Below are 14,959 nucleotides of genomic sequence, written 5' to 3'. Positions count from 1 at the left end.
TAATTCCTTATATTCATATAAAAATCGTCTTTTAAGCCAGTCAAAAATTATCTAATGCGTATAAACAAAAAAATAGTAGTTTTTATTTTGTTATGCTTTTGTTTACAAAGCAGCTATGCACAGACAGATACTAATAAAAAAAACACGCAAAATAAAAAAGACAGTACTGAAGTTTACCAGAAAATTAGAAACTATTCTAAAAAAAACAACTTCACAAAAACTCTCCACAAGCTTTTTTTTAGAAGCAACAAGCCCAAAAAAAAGGAAGAATTGGTACAACGCGATACAACTAATTTTGAGGGAAAAATCATTAGAAAAATAAACATTGTTACTTTAGATCCGTTTGGGCATTCGATTACAGATACTACTCAATTGCCTAAAAATTGGGGAGAAAGAACAGGAAACAGATTGCATTTAAAAACAAAAAAAATAGCAATTTATAATTTATTGTTATTTAAAAAGAATACAGCTTATAATACCTATAAAGTGCAGGAATCTGAGCGTTTAATTCGATCTCAAAAATATGTTACAGCGGTTCGAATAACGAATCAACTGGCAAGTAAAGAATCTGACTCTGTCGATGTAACTATTCGTGTTTTAGATTCGTGGAGTACAATTCCAAAGTTTGCTATTTCAAGTAATCAAGTTTCTTTTGGAATCAAAGAGAAAGACTTTTTTGGATCAGGTCAACAACTTGAATATCGCTTTTCTAATAGATTCTCTGACGGACAAAACGCCAACGAAGCAACTTACACAATTCCGAATATTAAGAATACTTACATAAGTACTACGCTAAATTATAAAACAGATTTAGATAATAATTATACTAAAAGTATCGACATAGAACGTGATTTCTACTCTCCTTTAACAAAATGGGGAGGCGGAGTTTTTGTGGGACAAAATTTTAGAAAAGATACGCTGCAAGCACCAGATTTAACTTATGCTTTCCAGCCTTTCAAGTATAATTTTCAGGATTTATGGGTTGGGAAAGCCTCAAAAGTTTTTCAGGACGATAATAATGGAATTACAAATTTGATTGTGACGGGCCGTTTTCTAAATGTAAATTATAGCGAAAGTCCAACTGTCGAATATGATCCTAACAATTTTTATTCAGACGAAAAGCTGTTTTTAACCGGTGTCGGGATCAATACACGAAAATTCATTAAAGACAGCTATATTTTTAGGAATGGGCAAACCGAAGATGTACCAACAGGCAGAATCTATGGATTAACATTTGGCTATCAGTATAAAAATACACAATGGAGACCTTATATAGGTGGACAATTCTCGTTTGGTAATTATTACAAGTGGGGATTTTTAAGTACTAATTTTGAAATGGGAACTTTTTTTCACGATTCTAAAACCTATCAGACTGCTTTTTCATTTGAATCAAATTATTTCACAAAGTTGTTCACTATTGGAAATTGGAAATTACGTCAATTCGTTAATCCAAAAATTGTTATTGGCGCCAATCGCGACGATATTATTGGTGATCAACTCAACATAAATGAACAAAATGGTCTGGCTGGATTTAATAGTGCAGTATACGGAACCAATAAAATGGTTTTATCATTACAAACTCAAACTTATTCTCCTCATTCACTTCTAGGATTTCGTATGAATCCGTTTTTTAATTATTCGATTGCAGTGTTAGGAAGTCCAAATAATGCAATGGGAAGAAATAAAGCCTATTCAAAAGTAACTTTAGGATTGTTGATCAGTAATGACTATTTAGTATTTAGTTCATTTCAACTTTCGCTCTCATACTACCCTACTATTCCTTTTCAGGGAGACAATGTGTTTAAAACTAATACTTTTGAGACTACTGATTTTGGTTTGCAAAGTTTTGAACTTGCAAAACCAAGAATTGTTGAATATAAATAGACTCAAAAAAAACATATTTTTTTATTATTCCCTATCGTCTAACGAACGTTTTAAAAATCAATAACTTGCAAGATGTTTAACTAAAAACTCGTTCGTTAAAATGCTAATTTATCCGATGAAATGCAATTGGTTTTCATTTTTGGCACAGTATATGAATATTCTAAATCAAGAATAACATTTTAAAACTAAAAAAAATGAAAACAATAAAAATAGCAATCGCAGGATTATTTCTTTTGGTTGCAAACGCCACACAAGCTCAAGTATCAATTAATGTTAATATTGGAACACCTCCAGCTTGGGGACCTGCCGGATATGCCGAAATGGAATATTATTATTTACCGGACATCGAAGCATATTATGACGTAAGAGCTTCACAATTTATTTATTTTGGTGGAGGAAGATGGGTAAGAACAACACGTTTACCAAGACAGTATAGTAATTACGATTTATATGGAGGTTACAAAGTTGTATTGAACGATTACCACGGTAGAACGCCTTATACTTATTTTGACAGACATAGAGTAAAATACTATAAAGGTTACCACGGAACGCCTCAAAGACCTTACAGAGCCAGACCCGTTTACGGTTATAATGATCGTCATGATAAACACTATGACAAGCATTACGACAAACACAATAAAAAACACGATAGACACGATAGAGATGATGACCACGATCATGGACGTGGAAATGGAAATGGTCACGGTAGAAGATAATTTTAGTAAATAGCTAGTTAAAGAAAAGAGAGTATCAATATATTGATACTCTCTTTTTTTCTTAAAAAAGGAAATCAATAACCAAACATTAACATTTCATTTAAATACTCTTCAAAGATATAATTAGTATTTTTGAGGCACTTTCAAAAAACACCAAACCACACTATGCGAAAAATTCAGATACAAATTCTTCTTATTTTTTTAACAGGGATTTCCATTTCTTTTGCACAACAACCACAAAAACCAAGTTCTGTCGAAATTTACAATCAAATTAAAAAACTAAATTTTTTAGGCTCTGTATTGTATCTCGCAGCGCACCCAGATGACGAAAATACCCGTTTGATTTCTTATATGGCAAATGAAGTGAATGCCAGGACTGGCTATTTGTCTTTAACTCGTGGCGATGGAGGCCAAAATTTAATAGGACCACAATTGCGTGAATTATTGGGTGTAATAAGAACTCAGGAATTAATTGAGGCCAGAAAAATTGATGGCGGTGAGCAGTTTTTTTCGCGTGCTAATGATTTTGGTTATTCAAAAACACCTGATGAAACTTTAGAAATTTGGGATAAAGATAAAGTGCTTGCTGATGTAGTTTGGACAATACGAAAATTTCAACCAGACGTAATCATTAATAGATTTGATCATCGTTCGCCAGGTACAACACATGGCCATCATACGTCATCAGCTATGTTGAGTGTAGAAAGTTTTAAATTGACAAATGATCCTAAAGTATATCCTGAACAATTAAAATATGTAAAACCATGGCAGGTAAAACGTCTGTTTTTCAATCCGTCATGGTGGTTTTACGGAAGTCAGGAAAGATTTGATGCAGCCGATAAATCAAAATTCACCAAGTTAGAAACTGGAGTTTATTATACCGGAATTGGAAAATCGAATCAGGAAATTGCAGCTTTAAGCCGAAGCCGTCATCAATCACAAGGTTTCGGAAGTACTGGTTCTCGTGGCGAAGAAACTGAATATTTGGAACTCATTAAAGGAGATGCGCCAATCGACCGTGATAATTTATTTGATGGAATTGACACTTCATGGAATCGCGTTAAAAATGGAAAACCAATTGGAGACCTAATTACTACTATCATTGCAAAATATGATTTTAGTAATCCATCAGCAAGCATTCCTGATTTAGTAAAAGCATACACAATGATTGAAGCTTTAGAAGATGATCATTGGAAATCTTTAAAAGCTGCAGCTGTAAAAAACATAATTGGATCTTGCTCAGGATTATATCTTGAAGCCGTTGCCTCTGAACAAGAAGCAACTCCGGGCAGCATGATAAAACTGAGCTTAGAAGCAATCAATAGATCTCCTGTCGAAATGCAATTGACAAGTGTAACATCTTTACCAGATAATAAAAAAACGCCTCAAAATATCCTTTTAAAGAACAATAACGACAAAAAAATAAACCTGCAGATACAACTTCCAAACGATATTGAATATACTCAACCATATTGGCTGAAAGAAAAAGCAAGCGTAGGAATGTACACTGTTTCAAATCAAGAGAACATTGGTATACCAGATATCATCAGGCAAGTAAAAGTTGTTTTTAATATCAAAATTAATGGTGTTGAGATTCCGTTTGAGCGTACAGTAGTCTATAAATATAATGATGGCGTAAAAGGCGAAATGTACAATTTTCTTGATATAGTGCCAGAAGTTACTACATCTGTTCTGGAAAAAGTATTAATATTTGGAACCACAAAAAGTAAAATGGTTCCTGTAAAAGTTCGCGCAGGAAAAGACGGTATTAAAGGAAGTCTGCAATTAGACTTACCAAAAAGCTGGACTGTTTCTCCAAAAGAAATCTCTTTTACTTTAGAGAAAAAGGGAACTGAACAGATCTTTTATTTTGAAGTTACTCCACCTGTAAATCCAGAAGAAACTATTGCAAAAAGTATTGCTATTGTTGATAACAAACGCTTTGACAAAGATCAGACTATTATCGATTACAGTCACATAACGAAGCAAATGGTTTTAAAACCAGCTGAATCAAAATGCATTCGAATTGACTTAAGAGTAAATGGAGATTCGATTGCTTATATTATGGGAGCCGGCGACGAAGTTCCTGAAAGTTTAGAGCAGATGGGATATAAAGTAACTATTATAAAACCAGAAGAAATTACACCAGAAAAATTAGATTCATTTAATGTAGTAATGACTGGAGTTCGCGCTTACAATACGGTAAATGCTTTGGCAAACAAACAAAATATACTTTTTAATTTTGTAAAAAGCGGAAAAAACATGATTGTGCAATACAATACGTATGGCAGAACTGTTACGGATCAAATTGCGCCATATCCATTAAAAATATCAAATGATCGTGTGACTGAAGAGAATGCTAAAATGACTTTTCTAGCACCAAATCACCCTATTTTAAATACACCAAATAAAATCAGTACTAAAGATTTTGAAGGATGGACACAAGAGCAAGGATTGTATTATCCTGACCAATATGATCCTGCCTTCACTCCTATTTTATCATCGCACGATAAAGGTGAATCGCCTAAAAATGGTGCGCTATTGGTAGCACCATACGGAAAAGGATATTACATTTACACCGGTTTAAGCTTTTTTAGAGAATTACCGGAAGGTGTTTCCGGAGCATATCGATTATTATCGAATATGATTTCGTTAAAACAGCCTGTAGAAGCGCCAAAACAAGAATTGAAGAAATAAAACATTCATAAAATGGAAGTTAAAAAAACAAAAAAATGGAAAAAAAGCTACACCTACGTATTAGTAGCAAATGCCATTTACATTCTGATTTTTTTCTTAATCATGCAATTATATTCATAACCTATGCAACTATTTGATTGGATCGTACTGATTGTTACTCTTTTATTCATTGTTGGATATGGCTCTTGGAAAACAAAAGGAAGTAAAAACGTCGAGGATTTTATTTTAGGAAACAACGAAACGCCTTGGTACACCGTTGGACTTTCGGTTATGGCAACGCAAGCAAGCGCCATTACCTTTCTATCTACTCCGGGACAAGCATATCATGACGGAATGGGTTTTGTGCAATTCTATTTTGGATTGCCAATTGCTATGATTGTTATCTGTATCACATTTATTCCCTTATATCATAAAAACAAGGTATTTACCGCCTACGAATTTCTAGAAAAGCGATTCGATTTAAAAACGCGTTCACTTGCTGCAATCCTATTTTTAGTACAAAGAGGTTTAGGAACCGGACTTACCATTTATGCTCCTGCAATTATTCTATCAGCACTTTTGGGCTGGAATTTAACCTTAATGAACGTTATTATTGGTGTTTTAGTAATTATTTACACCTTTTCAGGAGGAACAAAAGCAGTAAACGTAACGCAAAAGCAACAGATGTTTATAATCATGTTAGGAATGTTTATTACATTTTTTCTGATACTGCATTATTTGCCAAACGATATGACATTTACCAGCGCACTGCATATTGCAGGTGCTAATGATAAAATGAATATTGTAAATTTCTCCTTTGATCCAGAAGAAAAATATACTTTTTGGAGCGGAATAACGGGAGGTTTTTTTCTTGCCCTCGCCTATTTTGGTACTGATCAATCTCAGGTTGGACGATATTTATCAGGAAAATCAGTTCGCGAAAGTCAAATGGGATTAATTATGAACGGAATTTTAAAAGTTCCAATGCAATTCTTTATTCTGTTAACCGGAGTTATGGTATTCGTGTTTTTTCAGTTCAATCCCGTTCCGTTAAATTTTAATCCAAATAATAAAACCGTAATAGAAAAATCGGCTTATAAAGAAGAATATCACGCTTTAGAAAAAAAATTAAGCACACTTTCTGAAGACAAAAAAGTGATTAATCTTCTGTATATAGATCAATTAAATCAGGATTTTGATAATCCAATTTTGAGAAAAGAATTAGTCACTTTATCCAATAAAGAAAAAGATTTGCGCGATCGTGCCAAAGAAATTATATTAAAAGCAGATCCAAATAGCGAAACCAATGATAAAGATTATGTATTTTTCCACTTTATTCTGCATTACTTGCCAAAAGGTTTGATAGGTTTGTTATTGGCTGTAATTCTTTCGGCAGCAATGTCATCAACAGCATCGGGATTAAATGCCTTGGCTTCTACAACTGCCATTGATATTTATAAACGAAACTTAAAAACCGTAAAATCAGAGAAGCATTATCTAAATGCAACCAAATTTTTTACATTATTCTGGGGAATTGTAGCGATTCTTTTTGCTTGTGTTGGAACTTTATTTGAGAATTTAATTCAATTAGTAAATATCATTGGATCTATTTTCTATGGAACGGTTCTAGGGATCTTTTTAATCGGATTCTATACGCGTCGAGTAAAGGCAAAAGCCATGTTTTATAGTGCGATTATTAGTCAAATAACGATATTCATCATTTACTATTTTATGATTGCAATATATCCTAGCGGTCAGGAAAAATTGGGTTATTTATGGCTGAATTTTATTGGAGCGATATTGACAATTATTCTGGCGTTTCTTATGCAGATCATATTTTTTAGAAAAGAAAAGAATTTAGATGAAGTAATTTTGGATTAATTGAGAATTTTATCCCTTTATTCCAAAAACAAAATTGAGAAAACTAAAAATTAAATTTCTAATTCTTATTAAAAACTATGTTTAACAAACTTGTCTTAATTTTATTCGTTTGTCTAAATTTTCAAGCTAAAAGTCAAAATGCTGTTGAGAATGAAGAAATTGTAGACAATTCAATCTCAACTCAACTTTACACCAAATGTTTTGAGAACTTAAATCATGGTGCTGAAATTTTAGAAAAGTATCCCAATTGGAAAGACGCAAAACTCTGTTCTCTGATGTATTGTATGATGCTTTTGAGTTTTGAAGACAAAGAAGTACAGCTCATGGGTGAAGGTCGATTAGTTGGAATTGCTACTCAACTTTATCAAGAGGGAAACCCAGTTATGTTAATTATGGGAATGGAGAGTTATCTAAAAGCAAAAAAGAGTAATGAAAATCTTCAAGACGATGACCACATTGTTTATATTAGTTATGGTGCATGTACAAATCCTCCTTTTCTAACAAGAGCAGCCGAAATTGTAAACAAACAAACTATGTCCTTAATTAAGAAAAATAAATCCTTGTGATTCTCATCAAATAATTTTCTTTGGAAAATATCTAATAAGTATTTGTGATAAAAAAGTACTATTTTAGTATTCGCCAAAACCAAAATTATTAAATGAAATATTCAGACGAAATACAAAAACTACTTCCACTTGGTTACATTTACCTTGTTGTATTGGGAATATTAAAAGAAAGTTGCTTTTATTATCAATTTGGAATCAACATTTTAAAATATTCCACTATTATGGATATCTTAATTAGTCCAATTGCTGATTTTATGTCAAATCCAATAACTTTAGTAACAATATTATTAATTTTTACCTTTCATATATATCTGCCAAAAATATTATTGAAGTACAATCACAAAAAATCAGTTCAAAAACTTTTCAAATTAAAACCTACAGACGAATTATCTGAGCAGGAAAAAACAAATTACTACAACACTCTTACGCTAAAATTGCTTGCCTCGGTATTGTTATACTTTTTTGTTGGAACAGGAATTGGCAACGGACATTTTGCTTTAGAACGCGTTAAAAATGATACTGCACAATACAATTCTAAACTGAATTATACTACTGGCGAATCAGAGCAGATTTTTCTACTCGGTTGCAATAGCCTTTATTATTTTTATATTCAAAAAGGAACTAAAATCATAAAAATTACACCGCTTGCATCCATAAAAAATATTGAGAGTAATCTAAAAACAGGATTTGTGTCAAAATAAAATTAATTCCGTTACAAAGATTAACTCCGTCATTTATTTGATAAAGTCATTTTTAACTCAATTTAAAAAAACGCATTACTATGAAAGATTTAAAAAGATACAGCAACAAAACAAAAGCTGCTTTTATTTTACTTATTGTAATGCTAATCATTTTGCTGGGAAACTTTAATACATTACAAAATTCTAAAAACGTAAACGAAAATATCAATGCGATTTTTAACGATCGATTAGTTGTTGCGCATTATATTTTTCAATATTCTAAAGAACTTCATTTTATAAAAGCTGAAGCTGAAAAACTGGACTTAAGCGATAACACTAAAAAAAATGAAATCATACATACATTAAGTGTAATTCATAATATTGATGATTTGTATGCTAAGACGGTTTTGACAAATAAGGAAAAACAATATTTCGACACGTTTTTGAGTTCCTGCAAAGAAATAGACAAACAGGTTGCCAATAAAAACTGGAGCAATATTGTTGTTTTAAGTACTGATGCTTTAAAAACATTAGAATCTTTATCACAAATTCAGATCCAGGAAGGAAAAGCAAAATTGGCCAGTGCCAATGCTTTGTACAGCAAAAACGATAGTCTTGGACAGCTTCAAATTGCACTGCTCATTATTTTAGGCGGAATTACTTTCTACCTCTTAATCGTTAAGAAAATTAAGAGAACGATCAAAATTCCTGAACCGCCAAGTTTAAATTAAAGCTTTTTAGTTTCTTTAATATTTGCTAAGTTTATCTACAGTATTGTCGTTCCTCGAAATGACAAAAAAGTATTTTTCGCTTAAGTCTTATTCCTTAATAAATAAATCAATAAAAAAATCCAAATTCTAAAGCTTAAAACTTTAAAATTTGGATTTTCATGATATTGAAATCTGAAGTATTATCTACTCCATTCTGCAATACTATCTTTATTTAATTTTACGTAGTCTTGATTATTAGCAGCTTCTGCAGCAGCAAGTGAAGCTTTTGCAGTTTCAACCGCTCCTTTTTTATCACCTTGTTTTGCCTGAATCTGAGATTTTAATCTTAAAATATAATATGGTTTTTCAGTAATCATATCTAAAGACTTGTCTACGTAAGTTTTAGCCGTTTCCATGTTTCCGTTTGATTGAAACAAATATTGAGCTGCTGCAAAATAATCATTTGAAGTTGGTCCAGCCAAAACTTTCTCGATACTTGCAGTTGCGATTTTTGCAGTTGGAACTTCAAATTTTAAAGCTACGTGAGAGTTCTCCCAAGCCATTTCTAAATATCCAAAATTCGGATCTAAACCGTTAATTCCAATTGTAAAAGTCTCAAGCGGAGTTGGTAAAGCATCTTCTTTTACAGTAGTTCTTAAAGCTACATACGAATCACTCCAATTTTCCGGTAATCCCCAGTTATCCGTAGAAAGATAAAAAATAACTTCCCAGCTTTCAATTTTAGGAATGGTATAAATAGCGTATTTCCCTTTTTTCAAAGTTTTACCATCAATAACAACATCATCACTAAAATTAATGATTGTGTTTTCATTTGCTCCAGTTCTCCATAATTTACCAAACGGAACTAAATTACCAAAAACTGCTCTACCTCTAGCGCCTGGTCTTGAATAAGTAACTTCGACATCAGTCAAACCAACTGTTTGTTTAATATACCCTTTTGGACTTGCTTGTGGTGTTTTTATTTGTGCTTCTGTAGCAAATGGCGCCAAAATAATGGCGAATGCAATAAGTAGTTTTTTCATTATATGAGTTTATTTGTTTTGTTCAAATTTACAAATTCAATTAGCGAACAAATGTTAAATTTAACTTAATTCAAGAGCCTAATTGTGATATTTTTTGAGCATCTAATTCATTGAAATGATTGATAATCAAATCTGCATCTGACAAATCTTGTAATTTTGAATGCTCACTGTTATAACCCACACAAAAAATCCCTGCGGCTTTTGCTGCTTTTACACCATTTGTGCTGTCTTCGATAATAATACACTCCTCTTTTGGAGCAATTGATAAAGAAGCTGCATGGACAAAAATTGCCGGATCTGGCTTTGATTGCGGAAAATCTTCGCCACTAACTATTGCAGAAAAATATTGATGTAAATTAAATCGTGTAAAAACGCGCTCGATTGTAACCTTTGATGCCGAAGATGCTAAAATCAATTGTATTCCATTAGCGTACAAATCTTTAATTAAATCTTCAACGCCTTCTAATAAATATAAATCTTCTTTGGTATCGAATGCATCATTAAAAATACTTCTTTTTCTTTGAATCAAATCTTCTACTTCATGCGCAATAGTTGGAAAAAAACCTTTCAGGGTTTGAAATGTATTTCGTGTCGAAAATCCGGTAAACGAAGTATACATTTCCTCAGATACTTCAATATCTAATTCCGAAAATTGTTGGTAGTATGCATAACGGTGAACTGGTTCGGTGTCAACAATTACACCATCCATATCAAAAATTACTGTTTTTATCATTCTTTTTTTAGTTACTAAGGTTCTGAGTTACTAAGTTACTAAGCTTCTAAGTTTTTTAGCTACAAACTTAGTAACTCAGAACCTTAGCAACTTAGCCTCTTTAATTTACTCTTTTTTAAGCAAATGGCGAATTACGGTTTCAGCGATATGAAGACCAAATAATCCTGGCATATAGCTATTGGTTCCGTAGAACGATTTTTTAAAGTTTTTTCCGTCAGTTAATTTTAAGCTTTTTTCGTCTTGAATTTCAGACGAGAAAACTACTTTTAATTTATTTATTTTCTCCGCTTTTAAACGTTTTCTAATGGCTTTAGAAAAATAACAGTTGATTGTTTTAGAGATATCTGTAACTTTTACTTTAGAAGCCAGCATTTTACCTCCGGCGCCCATACTGCTAATGATTTTTACTCTTTTGCGTTTTGCAGCAATGATTAAATTTAATTTTGGAGTTATGCTGTCAATACAATCTAAAACATAATCAAATTCTGGAGACACAATTTCAAAAGCTCTTTCCGGAGATAAAAACTCCTGAACACGAGTTAGTTTCAATTCAGGATTAATATCCATTAAACGGTCTCCAACTATTGTTATTTTGGGTTGTCCAACTGTTGAATGCAAAGCAGGTAATTGTCTGTTGATATTTGTAATATCTACAACATCTCCATCAACAATTGTCATACTTCCTACGCCTGCTCTTGCCAAAAACTCAGCAGCAAATGATCCAACTCCTCCTAACCCAACTACCAATACATTTGAGTCTTGTAAGTTTTGTAATCCTTCTTTAGTAAATAAAAGCTCGGCTCTTTCTGTCCATTCTGCCATATAACTTATTTTTTTAATTTGTTTTTTGTTTCAGGTTTTAATATTCAGGTTCTCTCCTTAACTATTAACCTCTCGTTTAAAAATATATTTATAATTACTTGATATAACCTCTTGTAACTCTTTCACTGTTATATTTTTATATTCAGCAGCTAAATTATAAACTTGATTAATGTTTTCTTCAATTGTATCTGTTTCTAAGAGAAAATGATCGTTTGGGATACTCTGAAAAACCGTTTTCAAATCTGGATTTCTAAGTAAATATTTCCCAAATGAAAGGTAAAAATCTTCTTTTATGAGTTGACTTGCAATTTGACTATTTTTAGAAAATCCATGAATTATCATTGGTACCGAAATCTTCATTCTTTTCTTGATTTCAATTACTTCCTGAAAAGCGGCTACGCAATGTATAACAACAGGTTTATTATATTTCTCAGCTAGAATCAATTGCTTTTCAAAAACTGCGATTTGTAGTTCCAACGCGACTTCAATTCGTTTATCCAGACCACATTCTCCAATCGCAAGACAGTTTTTGCTTTGCAATTTCTCCTCTATAATTTTCAGATCAGCATCAATTGTATCTTCCTTAATATACCAAGGATGAATCCCAATTGAATAAAACGGAATCGAACTATCAAACTCTTGCGGATATTGATTTACCAACTCCAAAACATTAGATTGATTTGTAAACTGATGTGTATGAAAATTAAAGAATTCCATTAATGAAATGTTTTAACGCCTGCTTTAATCTCAACATTCAAATCATTTTCTAATGGAACAAGCGGGCAAGAATACTTGTGATTATATGCGCAATACGGATTATAGGCTTGATTAAAATCGATTGCCATTGTTTTTCCTTTCGGAATTTTCAAGTCAATATATCTTCCGCCAATATAACTTTCTTTACCTGAAGTTAAATCTGAGAAAGGCAGGAATAAATGATCTTTATATTCTTTAGTTTTTGAAAGTTCAATATTGCGATATACGTTCAACTTTAGCGAAACACCATCTATTGTAAAATATAAAGTTCCGTATTTAATGTACTTTGGCGTTCTTGTTCCTGTAGTTTTCATTTCGAAAACTTTTTCATTCTCTGCTTTTTCAAACTTTGCAATCACAAAATACTTACCGTTTATAGGATAAAAATCTAAGCTTTTGAAGGTTTTAAGGTCTTCTTGCATCAACGGACTTGTCTTAGCGTCAGCATATTCTCCATTAATCTTCGTCTGAAAATTTTCGGATTCTTTTTGATCAAATTTATTCTGACTAAAACAGAAATTAACCACAAGCAATACTATAAAAGCGATAACATTTTTCATCTTCTAAATTTTGAGCAAAAATAGTTTAAAAGTAACAAAGCAGCAACCACTCTAACCGACAAAGTTTCCTAACTTTGTGGCAAATAACTTATTTTAGAATGCTCAAAACTGCTTTTAGTCACTACATTAATAATTTTAAAGGATTTTCAAGAGAAATTTGGATACTTGCGATCGTCACTTTTATCAATCGTGCGGGTACAATGGTATTACCTTTTTTGTCTAAATATTTAAAAGAAGATTTGCACTTTAGTTATAATCAGGTGGGTTGGATCATGGTTGCATTTGGATTTGGGTCAATGTTAGGTTCATGGTTAGGAGGGAAATTGTCCGACAAAATTGGTTTTTATAAAATCATGATTTTTAGTTTATTCACCAGTGGAGTCTCACTTTTCTTTGTACAATATATCACTACTTTCTGGGCGCTTTGCGTTGCAATGTTTGTTTTAATGACCATTGCAGATATGTTCAGACCTGCAATGTTTGTTTCGCTTGGCGCATATGCAAAGCCTGAAAACAGAACTCGTGCATTAACTTTAGTGCGTTTAGCCGTAAATCTAGGTTTTGCAGCCGGACCAGCTTTAGGAGGTTTAATTATTATGGGAATTGGTTATTCTGGATTATTCTGGATCGATGGGGCATCTTGTATCATTTCAATTTCAATCTTTGCTTTACTGGTTAAGGAGAAGAAAAAAGCAGTTCATGATGATAAAATTGAAAGTGCAGGAGAAATAAAATCCGTTTTTCACGATAAGATATTTTGGGTTTTCTTGTTTGTGAGCTTCATAACGGCAATGATTTTCTTTCAGCTTTTTACAACTTTACCTTTATATCATAACGAAAAATTTGGTTTATCTGAGTTTCAAACCGGATTACTAATGACTTTAAACGGTCTCTTGATTTTTGCCTTAGAAATGCCTACTGTTGGTTTTATGGAGCGAAAAGGTTTCCCTAAAATAAAAATCATCATTTTGGGATCATTTGTAATGGCATCCAGCTTCTTTTTATTATTAATTAATGTTTGGGCTGGAATTCTGGTAATTAGTATGATTTGTATTTCTATAGGAGAAATTTTAACCTTCCCTTTTTCGAATGCTTTTGCACTAAGTAGGGCTCCACGCGGGCAAGAAGGCCGATATATGGCACTTTATACAATGAGTTTCAGTTTAGCTCATATTATTAGCTCAAAAGTAGGTTTCGAAATTATTACTCGTCTGGGCTACCAAATCAATTGGTTCTTTATGGCTTCTATTGGAGTCATTGCAACACTTTGTTGCGTCTGGATTAAGAAAGCATTACATAAAGAGAAAATGACCTAAAATCCTTATACGATGTTAATTTTAACGCAAAGTTCGCAAAGCATTACAGATAAAGCTTTGCGAACTTTGCGTTTTATGCATCTTACATTCGCTTCCTAAAATATAAACTTAGCGAACTTTGCGGTAAATAATTTAGCGTATCTCGTACCCAAAAAGTAGTAAAACGTGTTTTTTAGTTAAATAACTGCTTTTATAGTTGTGTAACTAGAAAAATAGTTGTAGGTTTGAATTAAAATTAGAAAACATGCAAAAGCTAACCAATAAAGAAGAGGAAATCATGCACATTTTATGGAAGTTAAAAAAAGCTTTTGTAAAAGAAATTCAAGCAGAAATAACTGAAGATCAACCGCATTATAATACACTTTCGACAATTGTTCGAAATTTGGAAGAAAAAGGCTTTGTAGCGCACAATGCATTTGGAAACACACATCAATATTATCCAGCTGTTACATTAGAAGCCTATAGCAAAAAGTTTATGAATACAGCAATTGACAATTACTTTAATAGTTCTTATAAAAATATGGTTTCATTTTTTGCCAAAGAAGAAAAGATTTCGGCAGCAGAATTACGTGAAATTTTAGCAATGATCGAAAATCCAAAACAAGAAAAATAACCG

14 protein-coding genes are annotated in these 14,959 nt (G+C 32.2%); 9 read left to right on the top strand and 5 right to left on the bottom strand.

All coding sequences use genetic code 11. The features are described 5' to 3' along the window. Positions 1-54 precede the first annotated feature (54 nt). The 7 genes from ACHRVZ_RS00235 to ACHRVZ_RS00205 all read left to right on the top strand — a co-directional run bounded on the left by ACHRVZ_RS00235 (position 55) and on the right by ACHRVZ_RS00205 (position 9,134). A complete protein-coding gene (locus ACHRVZ_RS00235; RefSeq protein WP_395419978.1) occupies positions 55-1,884 on the top strand; it encodes a hypothetical protein in 1,830 nt (609 codons plus the stop codon). Positions 1,885-2,078: 194 nt separating this feature from the next. Next, positions 2,079-2,600, top strand: coding sequence for a hypothetical protein (locus tag ACHRVZ_RS00230; RefSeq protein WP_395419976.1), 522 nt, complete (start codon positions 2,079-2,081; stop codon positions 2,598-2,600). Positions 2,601-2,765: 165 nt separating this feature from the next. Beyond that, on the top strand, positions 2,766-5,297 hold the full coding sequence (locus ACHRVZ_RS00225) for a PIG-L family deacetylase (protein WP_395419974.1): 2,532 nt from the start codon (positions 2,766-2,768) through the stop codon (positions 5,295-5,297). Positions 5,298-5,420: 123 nt separating this feature from the next. Further along, a complete protein-coding gene (locus tag ACHRVZ_RS00220) occupies positions 5,421-7,157 on the top strand; it encodes a sodium:solute symporter (protein WP_395419973.1) in 1,737 nt (578 codons plus the stop codon). A gap of 77 nt (positions 7,158-7,234) precedes the next feature. After that, complete coding sequence (locus ACHRVZ_RS00215) at positions 7,235-7,723, top strand: hypothetical protein (RefSeq protein ID WP_395419971.1); 489 nt, start codon at positions 7,235-7,237, stop codon at positions 7,721-7,723. Positions 7,724-7,815: 92 nt separating this feature from the next. After that, positions 7,816-8,424 (top strand): hypothetical protein, encoded by a 609-nt coding sequence (locus ACHRVZ_RS00210; RefSeq protein ID WP_395419970.1) that lies wholly within the window; start codon positions 7,816-7,818, stop codon positions 8,422-8,424. A gap of 80 nt (positions 8,425-8,504) precedes the next feature. Then, entirely contained in the window at positions 8,505-9,134 is a 630-nt protein-coding gene (locus ACHRVZ_RS00205; protein WP_395419968.1) for an MCP four helix bundle domain-containing protein, read from the top strand. Between the two features lie 179 nt (positions 9,135-9,313). On the opposite strand, the gene ACHRVZ_RS00200 is transcribed toward ACHRVZ_RS00205, so the two are convergent. The 5 genes from ACHRVZ_RS00200 to ACHRVZ_RS00180 all read right to left on the bottom strand — a co-directional run bounded on the left by ACHRVZ_RS00200 (position 9,314) and on the right by ACHRVZ_RS00180 (position 13,027). Beyond that, positions 9,314-10,156, bottom strand: a complete 843-nt coding sequence (locus tag ACHRVZ_RS00200) for a DUF2911 domain-containing protein (RefSeq protein WP_395419967.1) — start codon at positions 10,154-10,156, stop codon at positions 9,314-9,316. 70 nt (positions 10,157-10,226) lie between these two features. Next, positions 10,227-10,889, bottom strand: coding sequence for an HAD family hydrolase (locus ACHRVZ_RS00195; protein WP_395419965.1), 663 nt, complete (start codon positions 10,887-10,889; stop codon positions 10,227-10,229). Positions 10,890-10,994: 105 nt separating this feature from the next. Beyond that, positions 10,995-11,711, bottom strand: coding sequence for a ThiF family adenylyltransferase (locus tag ACHRVZ_RS00190; RefSeq protein ID WP_395419963.1), 717 nt, complete (start codon positions 11,709-11,711; stop codon positions 10,995-10,997). Between the two features lie 57 nt (positions 11,712-11,768). Beyond that, a complete protein-coding gene (locus ACHRVZ_RS00185; RefSeq protein ID WP_395419962.1) occupies positions 11,769-12,428 on the bottom strand; it encodes a TatD family hydrolase in 660 nt (219 codons plus the stop codon). Then, on the bottom strand, positions 12,428-13,027 hold the full coding sequence (locus ACHRVZ_RS00180; RefSeq protein ID WP_395419960.1) for a DUF1684 domain-containing protein: 600 nt from the start codon (positions 13,025-13,027) through the stop codon (positions 12,428-12,430). Before ACHRVZ_RS00180 ends, ACHRVZ_RS00185 begins: the two co-directional genes overlap by 1 nt. A gap of 98 nt (positions 13,028-13,125) precedes the next feature. Here ACHRVZ_RS00180 and ACHRVZ_RS00175 point away from each other — a divergent pair, with 98 nt between their 5' ends. After that, positions 13,126-14,343, top strand: coding sequence for an MDR family MFS transporter (locus tag ACHRVZ_RS00175; protein ID WP_395419959.1), 1,218 nt, complete (start codon positions 13,126-13,128; stop codon positions 14,341-14,343). 244 nt (positions 14,344-14,587) lie between these two features. Beyond that, positions 14,588-14,956, top strand: a complete 369-nt coding sequence (locus tag ACHRVZ_RS00170; RefSeq protein WP_395419957.1) for a BlaI/MecI/CopY family transcriptional regulator — start codon at positions 14,588-14,590, stop codon at positions 14,954-14,956. Positions 14,957-14,959: the final 3 nt, after the last annotated feature.

It is taken from the genome of Flavobacterium sp. FlaQc-57, assembly GCF_044007395.1.
In the GTDB taxonomy this organism is placed as follows: domain Bacteria; phylum Bacteroidota; class Bacteroidia; order Flavobacteriales; family Flavobacteriaceae; genus Flavobacterium.
Note: the sequence above shows the minus strand (reverse complement) of the source record. Positions and strands in the feature narration are given on the sequence as shown.

What these genes read in the sequence shown, in the direction of transcription:
- ACHRVZ_RS00210 (WP_395419970.1), top strand. Translation starts at nt 7,816, where the DNA reads ATGAAATATTCAGACGAAATACAAAAACTACTTCCACTTGGTTACATT.
- ACHRVZ_RS00230 (WP_395419976.1), top strand. Translation starts at nt 2,079, where the DNA reads ATGAAAACAATAAAAATAGCAATCGCAGGATTATTTCTTTTGGTTGCA.
- ACHRVZ_RS00225 (WP_395419974.1), top strand. Translation starts at nt 2,766, where the DNA reads ATGCGAAAAATTCAGATACAAATTCTTCTTATTTTTTTAACAGGGATT.
- ACHRVZ_RS00205 (WP_395419968.1), top strand. Translation starts at nt 8,505, where the DNA reads ATGAAAGATTTAAAAAGATACAGCAACAAAACAAAAGCTGCTTTTATT.
- ACHRVZ_RS00220 (WP_395419973.1), top strand. Translation starts at nt 5,421, where the DNA reads ATGCAACTATTTGATTGGATCGTACTGATTGTTACTCTTTTATTCATT.
- ACHRVZ_RS00235 (WP_395419978.1), top strand. Translation starts at nt 55, where the DNA reads ATGCGTATAAACAAAAAAATAGTAGTTTTTATTTTGTTATGCTTTTGT.
- ACHRVZ_RS00215 (WP_395419971.1), top strand. Translation starts at nt 7,235, where the DNA reads ATGTTTAACAAACTTGTCTTAATTTTATTCGTTTGTCTAAATTTTCAA.
- ACHRVZ_RS00200 (WP_395419967.1), bottom strand. Translation starts at nt 10,156, where the DNA reads ATGAAAAAACTACTTATTGCATTCGCCATTATTTTGGCGCCATTTGCT.
- ACHRVZ_RS00195 (WP_395419965.1), bottom strand. Translation starts at nt 10,889, where the DNA reads ATGATAAAAACAGTAATTTTTGATATGGATGGTGTAATTGTTGACACC.
- ACHRVZ_RS00190 (WP_395419963.1), bottom strand. Translation starts at nt 11,711, where the DNA reads ATGGCAGAATGGACAGAAAGAGCCGAGCTTTTATTTACTAAAGAAGGA.
- ACHRVZ_RS00175 (WP_395419959.1), top strand. Translation starts at nt 13,126, where the DNA reads ATGCTCAAAACTGCTTTTAGTCACTACATTAATAATTTTAAAGGATTT.
- ACHRVZ_RS00185 (WP_395419962.1), bottom strand. Translation starts at nt 12,428, where the DNA reads ATGGAATTCTTTAATTTTCATACACATCAGTTTACAAATCAATCTAAT.
- ACHRVZ_RS00170 (WP_395419957.1), top strand. Translation starts at nt 14,588, where the DNA reads ATGCAAAAGCTAACCAATAAAGAAGAGGAAATCATGCACATTTTATGG.
- ACHRVZ_RS00180 (WP_395419960.1), bottom strand. Translation starts at nt 13,027, where the DNA reads ATGAAAAATGTTATCGCTTTTATAGTATTGCTTGTGGTTAATTTCTGT.